The 16,630-nt window shown below is 66.4% G+C and carries 15 protein-coding genes; 6 read left to right on the plus strand and 9 right to left on the minus strand.

Annotation, left to right across the window (positions count from 1 at the left end; translation table 11 throughout):
- Window positions 1–121 precede the first annotated feature (121 nt).
- The 3 genes from QZH66_RS05570 to QZH66_RS05580 are packed head-to-tail and all read right to left on the minus strand — an operon-like array spanning window position 122 to window position 3,158.
- The gene (locus tag QZH66_RS05570; RefSeq protein ID WP_305804962.1) at window positions 122–1,237 is read right to left on the minus strand and encodes an ABC transporter permease; all 1,116 of its coding nucleotides are present in this window, start codon (window positions 1,235–1,237) and stop codon (window positions 122–124) included.
- Window positions 1,234–2,175 carry an ABC transporter ATP-binding protein gene (locus QZH66_RS05575; RefSeq protein ID WP_305805000.1) on the minus strand — a complete coding sequence of 314 codons (942 nt, stop codon included), beginning with the start codon at window positions 2,173–2,175 and terminating at the stop codon, window positions 1,234–1,236. The genes QZH66_RS05570 and QZH66_RS05575 overlap by 4 nt, the downstream gene beginning before the upstream one ends.
- A 56-nt stretch (window positions 2,176–2,231) precedes the next feature.
- A complete protein-coding gene (locus QZH66_RS05580) occupies window positions 2,232–3,158 on the minus strand; it encodes an HlyD family secretion protein (RefSeq protein ID WP_305805001.1) in 927 nt (308 codons plus the stop codon).
- A gap of 541 nt (window positions 3,159–3,699) precedes the next feature.
- Between QZH66_RS05580 and QZH66_RS05585 the strand changes: the two genes are divergently transcribed.
- From QZH66_RS05585 to QZH66_RS05610, 6 genes are all read left to right on the plus strand, one after another.
- Window positions 3,700–4,686 carry a PhoH family protein gene (locus QZH66_RS05585; RefSeq protein WP_305804963.1) on the plus strand — a complete coding sequence of 329 codons (987 nt, stop codon included), beginning with the start codon at window positions 3,700–3,702 and terminating at the stop codon, window positions 4,684–4,686.
- The gene (gene ybeY, locus QZH66_RS05590) at window positions 4,683–5,168 is read left to right on the plus strand and encodes an rRNA maturation RNase YbeY (RefSeq protein WP_305804964.1); all 486 of its coding nucleotides are present in this window, start codon (window positions 4,683–4,685) and stop codon (window positions 5,166–5,168) included. Before QZH66_RS05585 ends, ybeY begins: the two co-directional genes overlap by 4 nt.
- A 91-nt stretch (window positions 5,169–5,259) precedes the next feature.
- Entirely contained in the window at window positions 5,260–5,814 is a 555-nt protein-coding gene (locus tag QZH66_RS05595) for a hypothetical protein (protein ID WP_305805002.1), read from the plus strand.
- A 71-nt stretch (window positions 5,815–5,885) separates the two neighbouring features.
- Entirely contained in the window at window positions 5,886–6,767 is an 882-nt protein-coding gene (locus QZH66_RS05600) for a transporter associated domain-containing protein (protein ID WP_305804965.1), read from the plus strand.
- Window positions 6,767–8,035: a DUF4105 domain-containing protein gene (locus QZH66_RS05605; RefSeq protein ID WP_305805003.1), complete on the plus strand. Its 1,269-nt coding sequence runs from the start codon at window positions 6,767–6,769 to the stop codon at window positions 8,033–8,035. The genes QZH66_RS05600 and QZH66_RS05605 overlap by 1 nt, the downstream gene beginning before the upstream one ends.
- Window positions 8,035–9,042 (plus strand): magnesium and cobalt transport protein CorA, encoded by a 1,008-nt coding sequence (locus QZH66_RS05610; protein WP_305804966.1) that lies wholly within the window; start codon window positions 8,035–8,037, stop codon window positions 9,040–9,042. Before QZH66_RS05605 ends, QZH66_RS05610 begins: the two co-directional genes overlap by 1 nt.
- 144 nt (window positions 9,043–9,186) lie before the next feature.
- Here the strand turns inward: QZH66_RS05610 and QZH66_RS05615 are convergent, their stop codons facing one another.
- The 6 genes from QZH66_RS05615 to QZH66_RS05640 form a co-directional block, all read right to left on the minus strand.
- Complete coding sequence (locus tag QZH66_RS05615; protein WP_305804967.1) at window positions 9,187–10,554, minus strand: NAD-dependent succinate-semialdehyde dehydrogenase; 1,368 nt, start codon at window positions 10,552–10,554, stop codon at window positions 9,187–9,189.
- 157 nt (window positions 10,555–10,711) lie between these two features.
- Window positions 10,712–11,557, minus strand: coding sequence for an ABC transporter permease subunit (locus QZH66_RS05620; protein ID WP_305804968.1), 846 nt, complete (start codon window positions 11,555–11,557; stop codon window positions 10,712–10,714).
- Window positions 11,554–12,483, minus strand: coding sequence for an ABC transporter permease subunit (locus QZH66_RS05625; protein ID WP_305804969.1), 930 nt, complete (start codon window positions 12,481–12,483; stop codon window positions 11,554–11,556). The genes QZH66_RS05620 and QZH66_RS05625 overlap by 4 nt, the downstream gene beginning before the upstream one ends.
- Entirely contained in the window at window positions 12,480–13,619 is a 1,140-nt protein-coding gene (gene potA / locus QZH66_RS05630; RefSeq protein ID WP_305804970.1) for a polyamine ABC transporter ATP-binding protein, read from the minus strand. Before potA ends, QZH66_RS05625 begins: the two co-directional genes overlap by 4 nt.
- Window positions 13,620–14,014: 395 nt before the next feature.
- Window positions 14,015–15,139, minus strand: coding sequence for a polyamine ABC transporter substrate-binding protein (locus QZH66_RS05635; RefSeq protein WP_305804971.1), 1,125 nt, complete (start codon window positions 15,137–15,139; stop codon window positions 14,015–14,017).
- Between the two features lie 81 nt (window positions 15,140–15,220).
- Window positions 15,221–16,585: an aspartate aminotransferase family protein gene (locus QZH66_RS05640; RefSeq protein WP_305804972.1), complete on the minus strand. Its 1,365-nt coding sequence runs from the start codon at window positions 16,583–16,585 to the stop codon at window positions 15,221–15,223.
- Window positions 16,586–16,630: the final 45 nt, after the last annotated feature.

Consider the following 16,630-nt stretch of genomic DNA (forward strand, 5'->3'; position numbering starts at 1 on the left):
CGACGCGGTTGCCTGCCGGTTGGCCGTTCCGCTGCGTGGTCCGGGGTTCGCCAGCAGTCGAGGCGGCCCGGCCCAGCCATGCGCATTGCCTGCAGCCACCGGCTAGGCGCGATGACGGCGCTCAGTCCAGCCGTTTGCGGAAGCGCAGGATCGCCAGCGTCATCATCACCCCGATGAAGGCCAGCAGCGCCAGCACCTCCGGCCACAATTCCCACAACCGCGCGCCACGCAGCATGATGCCGCGCACCAGCCGCAGGAAATGCGTCAGCGGCAACACCTCGGCCACCCATTGCACCACGCGCGGCATGCCGGCAAACGGAAACATGAAACCGGACAGCAGGATCGATGGCAGGAACACGAACATCGTCATCTGCATCGCCTGGAACTGCGACTGCGCCTTGGTCGAGATCAACAGGCCCAGGGCCAGGTTGGCGGTGATCAGCAGCAGCGCCGCCAGATACACATCCAGCACGCTGCCGCGCACCGGCACGTCGAACAGCCACATCCCCAGCAACAGCACCAGCGTGGTCTGGATAATGCCGATCGCCACGTAGGGCAGCACCTTGCCGATCATCAGCTCGCTGCGGCCGAGCGGTGTGGCGATCAACAGTTCCATGTTGCCGCGTTCGCGCTCGCGCACGATCGACACCGCGGTGAACATCACCATGGTCATGGTGAGGATGATGCCGATCAGGCCCGGCACGATGTTCACCGCCGAGCGCCGCTGCGGATTGTAGAACGCGACCACGCTGATCTGGCCCGCGCCGGCGATCGCACCGGACCGCAGTGGCCGGTCATTGCTGACCGGAGTCGTGTCCAGTGGCACCTGCGCCAGCTGGATCGCCGCGCTTTGCACCACCGTGTCGCTGCCATCGACCAGCACCTGCACCGCCTCGCGCCCTTCGAACCGGCGCCGCTCGAAATCCGGCGGAATCACCACACCGATGCTGATCTCGCCGCGCCGCAGCGCCGCCATCAGCTGCTGCGGCGTATCCACCCGCAGTTTTGGCGCGATCACGCCGCTGGCCAGCATGTCCATCACCAGCGCGCGCGAGGCCGAGGTATCGGCCTGGTCGGCGATACCGGTATCCAGGTGGCGCAGGTTGAGATTGATGGCGTACCCGAACAGCACCAGCTGCATCACCGGGATGCCGATGATCATCGCCAGGGTGATGCGATCGCGGCGCAGTTGCCGCAACTCCTTGAGCACGATCGCACCCAGCCGGCGCGGGTTCATGGGCCTGGCTCCGCTGCGCCGTGCCGCTGGGCCTGGCGACCGCGTGTGGCCGACACGAACACGTCTTCCAGATTGGCCGGTACCGGTGTCACCTGCCCTTCCAGCCCGGCACTGAGCAGTGCCTGCTGCAGCTGGTCGAGGCTGCCGCCCCCGCGATCGAGCAGCACCCGCAACGTGTTGCCGATCTGGGCCACGCTGAGCACGCCGGCCAGCGTGGCCAGCACGCGCTGCACCTGCCGCGGCTGCGCGGCGCCGACCTCCAGCGTGCGCCCGTGCAGTGCGGCAGTCAGCTGCGCGGGCGTGCCATCGGCGACCAGCACGCCCTGGTCGAGGATCGCCAGGCGATGGCAGCGTTCGGCCTCGTCCATGTAATGGGTGGAGACCAGCAAGGTGCTACCGGCGTCGGCCAGGTCGAAGAGCTTTTCCCAGAAATCGCGGCGCGATTCGGGATCGACCGCACTGGTCGGCTCGTCCAGGAACAGCAGCTCGGGCTGGTGGATCACCGCGGCAGCCAGTGCCAGCCGCTGCCGCTGGCCGCCACTGAGGGTGCCGGCCAGTTGCGTCTGGCAATCCTGCAGGTGGAACTGTCCGGCCAGATCATCGATGCGGCGGGCCGTGGCAGCACGCGGCACGCCCTGCACCGCGGCGAGGAATTCCAGGTTCTCGCGGATGCTGAGGTCTTCAAACAAGGAAAAGCGCTGGGTCATGTAGCCGATCCGCCGGCGCAACGCCTCGGCCTGCTCGGGAATGCGCAGGCCGAGCACCTCGATCTCGCCGGCGCAGGGGGTGAGCAGCCCACACAGCATGCGGATGGTGGTCGACTTGCCCGATCCGTTGGGCCCAAGAAAGCCGTAGACCTGCCCGCGCGGCACGCTGAGGTCGACCCTGTCGACTGCCACCAGGTTACCGAAGCGCTTGCTCAGCCCGCGCACGCGGATCGCAAGCCCCGCGGAATCGGCGCCGCCCGCGTCAGCCCGGACAGGTATCGCCGGGTTCAAAACACAACCTGCACGGGTACCCCCGCCGGCAACTGCGCCATGCGCGCGGCGGCGTTGTCGGCGGTCAGTTCGATCTCGGCCAACCAGCTCAAGCGCGAGACATCGGCGCCACTGAGCGCGTAGTACGGCGTGAAATCCGGATCGCTGCGGATGCTGCGCACCCGTCCGGCAAACGTACCCTCGCGTCCCTGCAGCTGGATCCGTGCGGCCTGCCCCACGCTGACCTTCAAACGCAACGACTGCGGCAGGTAGACGCGCGCATAGGGGCGCTCGCCGACCAGCATCACCACCAGCGGTGCACCGACCGGGGCTTGATCGCCGAGCCGGTACGGCAGCGCATCGATCCGCCCGGCGCGTGGCGCCACCAGGTCCAGTTTCTGCAGCGTCACGGTTTGCCCTTCCACCTGCGCCTGCACCGCGCGCAGCGCCGCTTCGCCCTGTGCGATGTCTTCGGCACGGGAGCCATGCTCCAGCACCAGCAATGCCTGCTCGGCCGCATGCATCAACCCTTGCGCATTGCCCGCCGCGGCGCGCGCGGTGTCGACATCAGCGGCGGCGACCAGCTGCTGCCGCCCCAGCGGTTGCAGCCGGGCATAGTACGCGGCGGCGGTGGCGGCCTGCGCGCGCGCGGCGGCCAGATTGGCACGTGCCTGGGCGATGGTTTCGGGCCGGGGGCCGCGCTGCAGTTCCTCCAGCGCTTGCGCGGCCTGCCGGGACTGCGCCTGCAGCGCCTGCAGCTGCGCCGCGGTGCGGGTTGGTTCCAGTTGCAGCAGCGGGGTACCGGCGCTGACGCGCTGGCCCTCGCGCACATGCACCGCCACGATCTGCTCCATGGCGGGCGCCGGCACGCTGATGCGATCCCACTCCAGCGTGCCCAGCGCCGGCTCCCCGGCGGCCTGGCAACCCGCCAGCAGCGCCAGCATGCCGGCCAGCCACCACCGTCCGGACGTCCTCGCCGCTGCACTGCCGTGCGCATTGGCGGCACTGTCCATGCAGGCGCACAGGCACGCCTCCGTGTCATGGGAACCGCGCACCTGCGGAATATCGATCCTGATCACAAAATGATCACCCGTCGGAAAGCATTGAAGTGATTGACGCCTGAACAATTATCCACAGCTTTGGCCACCGTCTGCCCACAGCCACTGTGGATGAAACCCGATACCGCAGCTGTGAAGCCCGCCCGGTTGAAAAGCCCCCTCCGCGGCAATGGTCCGTGCCCGCAGTTTCCCTTTTCCCGCCTCATGCCGCACGACAGCCTGGCACCGGTGTTTATCCCATGAGCTGCTCCGGTGTATGCCCGTCGCACAGGCCGCTCCACGGCATGCCGCATCCGGGCGCAAAACACCCCGGACACTGCGGTGCCGTGGCCGCCGCGCGGTAGCCGTCGCAGGGCGCCCGCGCTACCCTGTGGTTCCTTCCCCCAGCTTGCGGCCCGGTCTGTTGGACTGGCGGTCGCCGGATGCAATGACCGCCTTGGCACAACACGATTTCACCCTTGAACCTGTCGACAACGAGCGCCTGGCCAACCTGGCCGGTCCGTTTGACGAACACCTTCGCCAGATCGAACTGAAGCTGGGCGTGGAAGTGGCCAATCGCGGCCACATATTCCGCCTGACCGGCCCCAAAAAAGCCGTGACTGAAGCTGAAAAACTGATCCGTGCGCTGTATGAGGAAGCGGCCCAGACCGTGTTCGACAGCCATGCCATCCATCTGCGGTTGAATGATGCGCACCTGGAACAGGTGGCCGAGCGTGCTTACGAGGCCCAGGAAGTGGCGATCAAGGTCAAGCGCGGCACCGTGCGCGGGCGCGGCGCCAACCAGTCCAGATACCTGCACCAGATCACCACCCACGACATCAACTTCGGGATTGGCCCGGCCGGTACCGGCAAGACCTTCCTGGCCGTGGCCAGCGCCGTGGAAGCGTTGAACGAATCGCGGGTGCAGCGCCTGATCCTGGTGCGCCCGGCGGTGGAGGCCGGCGAGAAGCTGGGCTTCCTGCCCGGCGACCTGAGCCAGAAGGTCGACCCCTATCTGCGCCCGCTCTACGACGCCCTGTATGAAATGTTGGGCGTGGAAAAAGTGCTCAAGCTGCTGGAAAGGAACGTCATCGAGATCGCGCCGCTGGCCTATATGCGCGGACGCACGCTCAACGACGCCTACGTGATCCTGGACGAGGCGCAGAACACCACCATCGAGCAGATGAAGATGTTCCTGACCCGACTCGGCTTCGGCTCCACCGCGGTGGTCACCGGCGACCTGACCCAGACCGACCTGCCCAAGCATGTGCGTTCGGGCCTGCGCGATGCCATCGACGTGCTGCACGATGTCGACGGCGTCAGCTTCACCTTCTTCGACGCGCGCGACGTGGTCCGCCATCCGCTGGTGGCGCGCATCGTCAGCGCCTACGACCGTCGCGACCTGCACCAGGTGCAGCCTGGAGTGAACCCGTGACCCGCGGCCCGGTCCGCCTCGACGTTGCCATCAGCTACGCGCTGCCGCGCGCCGGGCTGCCGGCGGCGGCGAGTTTCCGCAAGTGGGTGGCTGCCGCCTTGGACGGGCGCATCCGCGAAGCCGACCTGGCCATCCGCCTGGTCGATGCCAAGGAGGGCCAGTCGCTGAACCGCCACTATCGCGGCAAGGACTACGCCACCAATGTGCTCAGTTTTCCGGCGGACCTGCCCGAAGGCCTGCCCAAGGGGGTGAAGTTCCCGCTGCTCGGTGACCTGGTGATCTGCGCGCCGGTCGTCGCCAGCGAAGCCGTCGAGCAGGGCAAGGCGCTCAATGCCCATTACGCCCATCTGACCGTGCATGGCGTGCTGCACCTGCTGGGCTGGGACCACGAGGACGACAAGGAAGCCGAGGCGATGGAGCAGCTGGAGCGCGAAATCCTGGCCGAGCTCGGCATTGGCGACCCGTACGCGGGCGAGCGCTGAAGCTCCCCGAGCCACCACGCCACCGCGTGGCCGACCTTTCCGGCACAAACCCGAGTTCCCCGCGTTGAAAAATATCCTGCCGCCCTTGGCCCTGCTGTTGCTCTGCCCGCTGGCAAACGCGCAGGCCGCCAAATCCGCTCCCGCGATCGACCTGCCGGCGCTGATCGAATGCCGCCAGAGCGTCAGCGATTTTGCCGCGCTTGCGCCGATCGCCAACGATCCGCTCAAAGCGGTCGCGCTGGGCTGGCAGCCGCTGCCGCAGGGCAACCTGTTCATGAACGAATACGTGCTGAACACGCCCATCACCGTGTTCGGCCGCCGCGTCGAGCACATCGCCATGGCCGGCGGCACCATCATCGCCGTGTTCGATCTGGCCGATCCGCGATCGTTGGCCAAAGCACTGGAGCTGGAAGTCGGCTACGACACTCCGGAGAAATTCATGGCCGGGCGCGAACTCGTCAGCCGCGATGTGATCGACGCCAAGACCGGGGAGGCGCTGATCGAATCGGTGATCCTGGGTGTCTCCAACGTCCAGACCCACCCGGGCAAGACCCTGGCCGGCTGCACCTACAGCCTGGACCTGCCGGCCGAGGACGAGGTCCCGGCCACACCTGCCGCCAGCACCCGGACCCCGGCCGGAAACTGAGCGGGAGCGGCGGGACATCCTGCTAGACTTGCGGCTATCGCCCGGTTTGCCGGGTGCCGTTTCTATCAGAGATGTCAGAAGACGACAGTAGTACCTCCCCGGAGCATGCGGACCGTAAGCGCAGTTGGCTTGAGCGCTTGAGTGCGGCCTTCTCCGGCGGCGAACCCCATACCCGCGACGAACTGGTGGCCGTGTTACGGACGGCCCAGCAGGACGGCCTGATTGCGGCCGATACCCTGCGGATGATGGAAGGCGCGATTTCAGTGGCCGAATTGACCGTAGGCGACGTGATGGTGTCACGCTCGCAGATGGTGTCGCTGCCAGCCGAATCCCCCTTCATCGACCTGATGAAGCAGGTGGTCGAGTCCGGCCATTCGCGCTTCCCGGTCCACGGCGAAAACAAGGACGACGTGCTGGGCATTTTGCTGGCCAAGGACCTGCTCCGCGGCGTGGTGGCCGACAACGGCCCCGGCAACGTCCGCGAACTGCTGCGCCCGGCGGTGCTGATTCCCGAATCCAAGAAGCTCAACGTGCTGCTCAAGGAGTTCCGGCTCTCTCGCAACCACATGGCGCTGGTGGTGGACGAGTACGGCGGCGTCGCCGGACTGGTGACCATCGAGGATGTGCTGGAGCAGATTGTCGGCGAGATCGACGACGAGCACGACGAGGCCGAAGACCACACCGCGCAGATCGCCATCCAGGCCGACGGCCGCTATGTGGTCGACGCGCTGACCGCCATCGGCGACTTCAACGAACGCTTCAGCGCCGATTTCCCGGATGATGACTACGACACCATTGGTGGTCTGGTCACCGAGGCCATCGGCCATCTGCCGGAAACCGGCGACGAACTGGCCCTGGACCGCTTCGTGTTCCGGGTGGCGCGTGCCGATGCCCGCCGCGTGCAGGCCTTCCACGTCACCGTGCTGCCCCCTGAGACCGGGGAGGAAGATTGATCAACCGCCAGCGTCCGCTTCGCCGCCTCTCCCTGTTCGGTTGCGCCTTGCTGGCGCTGCTGGTGTCGTTCGCCTCCCGGGCGCAGGCACCCGACGGACAGGCAGCCCCGGCTGCAGCCGCGCAATCCACCGCGCCGGCGCCGCGGATCGGCGTGGTGACGATGCAGCCGGGGGAAATTTTCTTCGAGCGCTTCGGCCACGACGCCCTGGTGGTTGCCGACCCGCGCAGTGGCACCGCCATTTCCTACAACTTCGGCTATTTCGATCCGGGCGAGAAGGACTTCATCAGCCGCTTCGTGCGCGGCGAAATGATGTATTACCTGGTCGCGCTGCCGCTGGGCGAGGATCTGGCGCAATACCGTGACGAGGGCCGCGGCGCCAGCATCCAGTGGCTGGACCTGCCGCCGACGCAGGCACGTGCACTGGCCGCGGAACTGGCCGACCTTGCACGCCCGGAAAACGCGCGCTACCGCTACGACTATTTCACCGCCAACTGCTCCACCATGGTGCGCGACGCCCTCGACCGCGCGATGGAAGGCGGCCTGCAATCGCAGTTGGCTGGCCGCTCACGCGGCAACACCTATCGCAGCGAATCGATCCGCCTGGCTTCGCCGTCACTGTGGATGTGGCTGGGCTTCGACCTCGGCATGGGCCCCTATGGCGACCAGCCGCTGTCACGCTGGCAGGAGGCCTTCGTGCCGATGCGCCTGGCCGACAGCCTGCGCCAGGTCCACAACAGCGAGGGCCGCCCGCTGGTGCAGTCCGAGCAGGAACTGCTGCCGCAGCGCGTGGCCGCCGAGCCAGCCGAACATGCCCGTTACTGGTGGCCATGGTTGCTGGCAGGAGGCGGGGTGGCTTGCCTCATCCTTTCCGGCGCGCGGCGGCCGCGGCTCATTGCCGGGTTCGCATTGCCGTTCTGGCTGCTGTGCACCCTCTTCGGCCTGCTGCTGGCCTGTGCGTGGGGGTTCACCGCGCATCAGGGCACCTGGGCCAACCGCAACCTGCTGCTGCTCAATCCGCTGTGTGTGGTGCTGTTGCCCGGCGCCTGGCGGCTGCTGCGCAGCCGCCCGCCCGGTCGCTGGTTCAGCACGCTGCTGTGGCTGGTGACGGCAACGGCCGCACTGGCGCTGCCGATCCACTGGCTTTCGTTCCAGCCGCAGTTCAACGTGCAATGGATCGTGCTGCTGTTGCCGATCCATGCTTCGCTGGCATGGACGCTGGGGGCGCGGCGCTTGCCGGCCGGCGCGCGCGGACGCACGCTGCCGTGATGCAATCTTCCCAAGCCACGCTGCCGGGCAATCCGCCCTGCGTCATCAACTGCACCTACTACGATGCGCAGGGAAACCCCCGCAACCTGGACCTGGACAGCATCAGCGATGTGCTGCGCGACGACGACGACGGCTTCATCTGGGTGGGCCTGTACGAACCGGACGAGGCGGTGCTGGTCAAGATCCAGGAGGAGTTCGCCCTGCATGACCTGGCCATCGAGGACACCCGCAAAGCGCACCAGCGGCCGAAGGTGGAAACCTATGGCAACTCGCTGTTTGTGGTGGTGCATACCGCCCAGGTGGTGGACGAGCGCATCCGCTACGGCGAAACCCATGCCTTCCTCGGCCGTCGCTTTCTGGTGACCGTGCGCCATGGCGCATCGCTGTCATATGCCCCGGTACGGGCGCGGCTGGAGCGCGACCCCGAACTGCTGGCGATGGGGCCGTCGTTCTGCCTGTATGCCGTGCTCGACGCGGTGGTCGACAACTACCTGCCGATCACCGACAGCTTCCGCGACACGCTGGACCTGCTGGAACAGGACATCTTTTCCGAGAACTACAGGCGGCGCACAGTGATCCGCCTGTACGAGCTCAAGCGCGAGCTCAACAAGATGCGCCTGGCGGTGGCGCCACTGCAGGACTCGCTGGCGCAGATCCAGCGCAACCAGGGGTCGCTGATCCAGGACGAGGTGAAGCTGTACATGCGCGACGTGCTCGACCACGCCGCGCGCATCAACGACGCCATCGACACCCTGCGTGAAATGCTGGGCACCGCGTTGAGCGTGAACCTGTCGCTGGTGACGCTGGCGCAGGGCGAGACGGTCAAACGCCTCGGCGCGTGGGCGGCGCTGCTGGCCGCCCCGACCCTGATCACCAGCTGGTACGGCATGAACTTCAAGTTCATGCCCGAACTGGAGGGGCGCTTCGCCTACCCGCTGCTGATCACCACGGTGGGCGTGGTCTGCGTGGCGCTGTACCGCCTGTTCAAGCGGGCGCGCTGGCTGTAACCGAACGCGGGGGCGGGAGCGACGCAGGCTCTCCATGCGTTGGGCCGCATGATCAAGACAGTTGGCTCCTACAGAGTGCTTCCCAGCACTTTCTCGGCGCGGCTCTCGCGGCTGAGGTTTTTTCTGCGCAGCAGCCAGGAGCTCCTAGGCCACATAGATCGTCTTGATATTCATGAACTCGTGGATGCCGTGCCCGGCCAGTTCGCGGCCGAAGCCGGAGCGCTTGGTGCCGCCGAACGGCAGCCGCGCATCACTTTTCACCACCGAATTGACGAACGCCGCCCCGCACTGCAGCTGCTGCGCCACGGCCTCGCCCCGCGCGCCATCGGCCGTCCACACGCTGCCACCCAGTCCGAAGGCGGTGTCGTTGGCCACCCGCACGGCCTCGGCTTCATCGCGCACGCGCAGGATCGCGGCCACCGGGCCGAACAATTCCTCGCCGTAGGCCGGCATGCCGGGGCCGACCCGATCGAGAATCGAGGCCGGATAACCGGCGTAGGTCCCGGCCAGCGGTTCACACCCCAGCAGCACTTTTGCGCCCTTGGCGATGCTGGCCTGCACCTGCCTGTGCAATTCGTCGCGCAGGTCCGCACGTGCCATCGGCGCCAGCGTGGTGGCCGCATCCTGCGGGTCGCCGTAGACCCGCTGCCGCGACGCCGCGACGAAGCGGCGGACAAACTCGTCGGCAATCGCCTCGACCACGATGAAGCGTTTGGCGGCGATGCAGGTCTGCCCGGCATTGTCGAAACGCGAACTCACCGCCGCGGCCACCGTGCTCTCCAGCTCGGCGTCTTCCAGCACTACGAAGGCATCGCTGCCACCCAGCTCCATCACGCATTTCTTCAACTGGTCGCCGGCATTGGCCGCGATCGAGCGTCCCGCGCGCTCGCTGCCGGTCAGCGTCACCGCCTTGATCCGGTGATCGCGCAGCACCGCGGCCGCCTGCTCGTTGTCGATATGCAGCACATCGAACACGCCGGCCGGCACGCCGGCGGCGGCCACCACCTCGGCGATCAGATCGGCGCAGCGCGGCACGTTGCTGGCATGTTTGAGCAGTGCCACATTGCCGGCCATCAATGCCGGGGCCAGGAACCGGAACACCTGCCATATCGGGAAATTCCACGGCATCACCGCGAACACGCAGCCGATCGGCTCATAACGCACATAGCTGCGCCGGGCTTCGGTGGCGATCGGCTGCGGGGCCAGATAACCGGCGGCATGGTCGGCGTAATACCCGCAGGCCGCCGCACACTTTTCAATTTCGGCCAGCGCCTCGTGGCGCAGCTTGCCCATTCCCGTGGTCATGCTGCGCTGGAGGTCATCGCGTCGATCACGCAGCCCTGCGGCAATCTTTCGCAGGTAATCATCACGCGTTTCCAGACTCGACGCCGCCCACGCCGGGAAGGCGGCCTCTGCCGCCGCCAGACGCTGTTCGACGGCCGCGGGGGTCATCAGCTCGACCGTATCCACGGCCTGCCCACTGAAGGGATTGATGGTCTGGTATGACGCCATGGAATCACCTGCATTCAATGAATGGGGAAATGGTAGCGCCGGCAGTGTTGTGCGCAGGTAAACCCGGGCGCGGGCCGTGCAGGCCGAGCCCTGCCCGGCTGACGATCTACCGGTGAAACCCGTGCCGAGCAGGGCCCGGCACCACAGGCGGCTGCGCTCAGCTGTTGTCCTGCAATGCCAGCTGCATATCGCGCTGGCGGCGCTTTTCCGCCCGTGCCATCAACCACCAGCCGACGAACGCGGCCAGCGACACCGCCAGCACCAGCAACGTGGCCAGCGCATTGATCTTCGGGCTGACGCCCAGGCGCACCGAGGAGAAGATCTTCATCGGCAAGGTGGTCGAGCTGGGCCCGGCAACGAAGCTGGCAATCACCACGTCATCCAGCGACAGGGTGAAGGCCAGCAACCACCCCGATACCAGCGCCGGGGCGATGATCGGCAGCGTGATCAGGAAGAACACCTTCAGCCGGTTGGCCCCCAGGTCCATCGCCGCCTCTTCCAGTGACACGTCCAGCTCCTGCAGCCGCGAGGACACCAGCACGGTGACAAACGAGATGGTGAAGGTGACATGGGCGATCCAGATCGCCACCAGGCCCTTGGACGGCAAACCCAGCAGCCCCCCCATCGACACCAGCATCAGCAGGATCGACAGGCCGATGATCACCTCGGGCATCACCAGCGGTGCGGTGATCAGGGCGCCGAACAGGGTCTTGCCGGGAAAGCGCTTGAAGCGGGTCATCACCATGGCCGCCATGGTCCCGATCACCATCGAGGCGGTGGCGGTCCAGAAGGCGATCTTGAGGCTGATCCACGCCGCTTCCAGCAATTGCCGGTCGCGCAACAGCTCGCCATACCACTTCACCGAGAACCCGGCCCATACCGTGGCCAGCCGCGAGGAGTTGAACGAGTACAGCATCAGCAGCAGGATCGGCAGGTACAGGAACGCGAAGCCCAGGGCCAACACGCTCCAGCCAAACCACGGACGCCGGCGGGCCATGCTCATGCCAGCTTTCCTTCCAGCGCGCGCTGCTGGGAGCGGTTGAAGATCAGGATCGGGATCAGCAGCAGCACCAGCATCACGATCGCCACCGCAGATGCCGCCGGCCAGTCGCGGTTGTTGAAGAACTCGCTCCACAGCACACGGCCGATCATCAGCGTATCCGGCCCGCCCAGCATTTCCGGAATCACGAACTCACCCACCACCGGAATCATCACCAGCATGCAGCCGGCGACAATGCCGCTGCGCGACAGCGGCAGGGTGACCGTCAAAAATGTTTTCCACGGCTTGGCCCCGAGGTCGTAAGCCGCTTCCAGCAGGCGCTGGTCGAGCTTGACCAGGTTGGCGTACAGCGGCAGCACCATGAACGGCAGGTAGCAGTAGACGATGCCGATATAGGCGGCCAGCGGGGTATAGAGGATGTGCAACGGCTGGTCGATCAGGCCGCTGGCCATCAACCAGCGATTGAGGATGCCGTTGCTGTCGAGGATCCCGATCCAGGCGTAGACCCGGATCAGGAACGAGGTCCACGACGGCAGCACCACCAGCATCATCGCGATGTTGCGGGCCGACGGCGACATGCGCGAGATCACGTAGGCCATCGGATAGCCGATCAGCAGCGTGAGCAGCGTGGAGACCACCGCGATCTTGATCGAACTCAGGTAGGCCACCGCGTACTGGCTGTCGTGCAACAGCGCCACGTAGTTGCCGAGGTTGAGGTTCAGCGTCAGCGCGTTGTCGACGTATTCGACCACCGATGTATACGGCGGCATGGCCACCGCCATGCGCGAGAACGAGATCTTCAGCACGATCAGGAACGGGATCGCGAAGAACAGCAGCAGCCACAGGTAGGGCGCCGCGATCACGGCCGAACGCAGGCCGGGCACCCAGCGCTTCCAGCCGGTGGCGTTCATCCAGCCAGTGGCACTCATGAGGTCAGCACCACGCCGTCGTTGTCGTCCCAAGACACCCACACCTCATCGTTCCAGGTGATGCCGTCGCTGTCCCAGCGCTTCATGTTGGCGAAGTTGGACAGGATCTTGATGCCGCCGGGCAGGCGCACGTGGTAGACCGAGTGGCTGCCGAAATAGGCGATGTCCTCGACCACGCCGCGGGCCTTGTTGGTGCTCTGTTCCGGCTCGTCCTTGCCGATATGCACTTTTTCCGGGCGCAGCGCGAACGACACCGGCTGGCCTTCGTAACAGGTGATGCCGTGGCCGATGTAGATCGGGTCCGGGAAGGAGGGGGTGCGCACGGTAACGTAGTCGGGCAGATCCTCGTCGATCACGCCCTCGATCAGATTGACCGAGCCGATGAAGCCGGCGACGAACCGGTTGGCCGGCTGTTCGTAGATGTCATCGGGTTTGCCGACCTGCTGGATCCAACCCTGGTCCATCACCGCGATGCGGGTGGCCATGGTCATGGCTTCCTCCTGGTCGTGGGTGACCATGACGCAGGTGACCCCCGACTGCTCGATGATATTGACCAGCTCCAGCTGCATCTTCGAACGCAGCTTCTTGTCCAGCGCGCCCATCGGCTCGTCCAGCAGCAGCAGTTTGGGGCCCTTGGCCAGCGACCGCGCCAGTGCCACCCGCTGCTGCTGGCCGCCGGACAGCTGGTGCGGCTTGCGCTTGGCCAGCTTCTGCAACTGCACCAGTTCCAGCATCTCGCCCACGCGCCTGGCGATGGCGGCCTTGGGCAAGCCGTCCTGCTTCAGCCCGAAGGCGATGTTCTGCTCCACGGTCATATGCGGGAACAGCGCATAGGACTGGAACATCATGTTGAGCGGCCGCTCATAGGGCGGCAGTCCGTTCATCAACTGGCCATCGAGGAAGATCTTGCCCTTGGTCGGGGTCTCGAACCCGCCCAGGCAGCGCAGCAGGGTGGACTTGCCGCTGCCCGAACCGCCGAGCAGCGCGAAGATCTCGCCCTTGCGGATCTGCAGCGACACATCATCGACCGCGACAAATCCGTCGAACTCCTTGCGCACAGCCACCAGTGACAGATAGCCCTCGTCGGTACCGACGGCCGCCGGGATGCCTGCCTGTGTTGCTTCGCTAGCTGCCATAAACCTCTTCTCGACCAGGAGGACGCGGCACCGGCTGCGCGCCGGCGATTGCCCACCGACGCAATCGCCGGCGGCACATGATCGCAAAAGCCACCTCTTGCTGCATCGCCGCAAAAACTTTCCGGGTTCATCACGCCCAAGCCCGGCACCGCCAGCATGTGCCTGGGGGGTACGATCCGCCCGTCAATGGCAGCGCCGGCCTGCCCAATCCGGCAGCCTGCCGACCGGCGCCGTCCGCCACGCCGCAGCGCGGCGTGTGGCCAATGCCCCCCGCGTGGCGAAAGCCCGCACCCGGTGCCGCGCGCCTTCCCCGATTCCGCCCGCAGGGGCCCGCCCTCCAGGCGGACCACCTGCGCTGGAGGGGGGCCGAAGCCGCCACACCGGTGCGGAGCCGATCAGCGTCCGGTCTTGATTTCGGTCCACAGCCGGGTGTAGAGCTTGTCCACTTCCGGCGGATTGATCGAATAGGTGAACATCTTCGCGGCGACATCGGCCGGCGGATAGATGGTCGTATCGTTGCGGATGTCCGCATTGACCAGCGGCGTGGCGGCCGGCACCGGGTTGGCATAGTGGGTGACGTTGGTGTTGTCGGCGGCGACCTGCGGTTCGAGCAGGTAGTTGATGAACGCATAGGCGTTCTCCGGGTGCTTGGCGTCCTTCGGGATGGCCAGCATGTCGAACCACTGCGGCGCCCCTTCCTTCGGGATCGAATAGGCCACTTCCACGCCGTTGCCGCCCTCCTCGGCGCGGTCGCGGGCCTGGATGATGTCGCCCGACCAGCCCACCACCAGACAGGTGCCGCCATTGGCCAGCGACCCCACGTACTGCGAGGAGTGGAAGTTCTGCACGTACGGCCGGATCGACTTCAGCAGCGCGGCGGCCTTTTCAATCACCGCCGGGTCGCTGCTGTGCGGGTCCAGCCCGAGGTAATGCAGCGCCACCGGGATCATGTCCGAGGGCGTGTCCAGGAGGGTGACCCCGCAATCCTTCATCTTGGCGATGTTTTCCGGCTTGAACACCAGGTCCCAGCTGTTGGCGATCTCGGCGCTGCCGCCGAAGCGCTCCTTGAGCTTGGCCACGTTGTAGCCGATGCCGGTGGTGCCGATCATGTACGGCACCCCGTACTTGTTGCCCGGATCCTGGGTGGCGATACGCTGCATCACTTCCGGATCGAGGTTGGCCAGGTTCGGGATCTTGCTCTTGTCCAGCGGCAGGAACACCCCGGCCTGGATCTGCCGGCCGAAGAAGTTCAGCGTCGGCACCACGATGTCGTAACCGCTGTTGCCGGTCAGCAGCTTGGTCTCGACCATCTCGTCGCTGTCGAACACGTCGTAGGTGACCTTGATGCCGGTCGCCTTTTCGAAGTTCGGAATGGTGTCCTCGGCAATGTAGTCCGAGTAGTTGTAGACATTGAGCACCTTGGCTTCGGCGGCGGGCTTGGCGCCCTCGCCCGCGTTCTTGCCGCCGCAGGCGGCGAGCAGGCAAACGGCGATACCAGCGGTCAGGATTCGAAGGTTCATCAGGTTCTCCAGTGGGGATCCGGGAGCGGAAAAGCGGGGCCGGCGCGGCCGGACAGGAGCGCCAGCCTAGCGGCGGGCGGGTTATTTTCCCATCGCGGCGGCGGTTTCGCCCAGCGACTTCCAGGTCTTTTCAAACAGTTCGTCCACCTGTTCGCGGCTGATCACCAGCGGCGGGGACAGCAGCATCGCGTCATGGGTGGCACGCAGGATCAGTCCGTTGCGCCGCGCGATATCCCGGCACAGCGCCCCGACCCGGCCGCGATCGGGGAAACAGTCGCGCCGGGTCTTGTCCGGCACCAGCTCCAGCGCGCCCATCAGCCCGACGATGCGGGCCTCGCCGACCAGCGGATGCTCGCCCAGTTCGGCCCAGCGCTGCGCCAGGTAGGCGGCGATGCCGTCACGGGCGTGCTCGACGATCCGCTCGTGCTGCAGGATGCGCAGGTTTTCCAGCGCCACCGCCGCGCATACCGGGTGCCCGGAATAGGTACAGCCATGGGCCAGCTCGCCGCCCTGCGCCTTCAGCACCCCGGCCACGCGATCGTTGAACATCGCCGCACCCAGCGGCACGTAACCGGAGGTGATGCCCTTGGCCAGCGTCATCACGTCGGGCTGGAAACCGTAGGTCTGCGCGCCAAACCACTGCCCGGTGCGGCCGAAGCCGCAGATCACCTCGTCGGCCACCAGCAGCACATCGTAACGGCGGCAGATGCGCTCGATCTCGGGCCAATACGTGCGCGGCGGGATGTAGACCCCGATCGCGCCCATGACGGGTTCGCCGATGAACGCGGCCACCCGCTCCGGCCCCAGCGCCAGGATCTTGGCCTCCAGCCGGCGCGCGGCCAGCAGACCGTAGTCGTCCGGGTCCAGCTCGCCGCCATCGCCGAAGCCGTAGGGCGGGTCGATATGGTGGATGTCCGGAATCGGCAGTCCGCCCTGGCGGTGCATGCCCTTCATTCCGCCCAGGCTGGCGCCGGCCATGGTGGTGCCGTGGTAGCCATCGTGGCGGCCGATGAAGATGTTCTTGCGCGGCTGGTCCTGCACCGCCCAGAAATGCCGCACCAGGCGCAGGATGGTGTCGTTGGCTTCCGATCCGGAATTGGTGAAGAACGCATGGTTCAAATCGCCCGGCGCCAGTTCGGCCAGCTTGGCCGCCAGCTGGATGGTCGGCTCGGTGGTGCACTGGAAGAAGCTGTTGTAGTACGCCAGCTGCTGCATCTGCCGGGCGGCGGCGTGGCCCAGCTCGGCGCGGCCATAGCCGATGTTGACGCACCACAGCCCGGCGAAGGCATCGAGCAGCTGGTGGCCTTCGGCATCCCACACATAGCAGCCCTGCCCACGGGTCAGGATCCGGGTGCCCTGCTCCGCCAGCGCGCCGTTGTCGTTGAACGGATGCAGGTGATGGGCCGCGTCGAGCTGCTGCAGGGTACGGGTGTGCAACGCATCCATGACGCCTCCCCCAAGGGTTCCGCGGCAACAACGCCAGCGGCAGTG

The sequence above is a fragment of the Stenotrophomonas sp. YIM B06876 genome (genome assembly GCF_030711595.1).
Taxonomy (GTDB): domain Bacteria; phylum Pseudomonadota; class Gammaproteobacteria; order Xanthomonadales; family Xanthomonadaceae; genus Stenotrophomonas.

Coding starts and splice junctions, on each gene's coding strand:
- potA (WP_305804970.1), bottom strand. CDS start 13,619: ATGGCAGCTAGCGAAGCAACACAGGCAGGCATCCCGGCGGCCGTCGGT.
- QZH66_RS05625 (WP_305804969.1), bottom strand. CDS start 12,483: ATGAGTGCCACTGGCTGGATGAACGCCACCGGCTGGAAGCGCTGGGTG.
- QZH66_RS05640 (WP_305804972.1), bottom strand. CDS start 16,585: ATGGATGCGTTGCACACCCGTACCCTGCAGCAGCTCGACGCGGCCCAT.
- QZH66_RS05570 (WP_305804962.1), bottom strand. CDS start 1,237: ATGAACCCGCGCCGGCTGGGTGCGATCGTGCTCAAGGAGTTGCGGCAA.
- QZH66_RS05615 (WP_305804967.1), bottom strand. CDS start 10,554: ATGGCGTCATACCAGACCATCAATCCCTTCAGTGGGCAGGCCGTGGAT.
- QZH66_RS05580 (WP_305805001.1), bottom strand. CDS start 3,158: ATGCTGGCGCTGCTGGCGGGTTGCCAGGCCGCCGGGGAGCCGGCGCTG.
- QZH66_RS05585 (WP_305804963.1), top strand. CDS start 3,700: ATGACCGCCTTGGCACAACACGATTTCACCCTTGAACCTGTCGACAAC.
- QZH66_RS05610 (WP_305804966.1), top strand. CDS start 8,035: ATGCAATCTTCCCAAGCCACGCTGCCGGGCAATCCGCCCTGCGTCATC.
- QZH66_RS05600 (WP_305804965.1), top strand. CDS start 5,886: ATGTCAGAAGACGACAGTAGTACCTCCCCGGAGCATGCGGACCGTAAG.
- QZH66_RS05620 (WP_305804968.1), bottom strand. CDS start 11,557: ATGAGCATGGCCCGCCGGCGTCCGTGGTTTGGCTGGAGCGTGTTGGCC.
- QZH66_RS05635 (WP_305804971.1), bottom strand. CDS start 15,139: ATGAACCTTCGAATCCTGACCGCTGGTATCGCCGTTTGCCTGCTCGCC.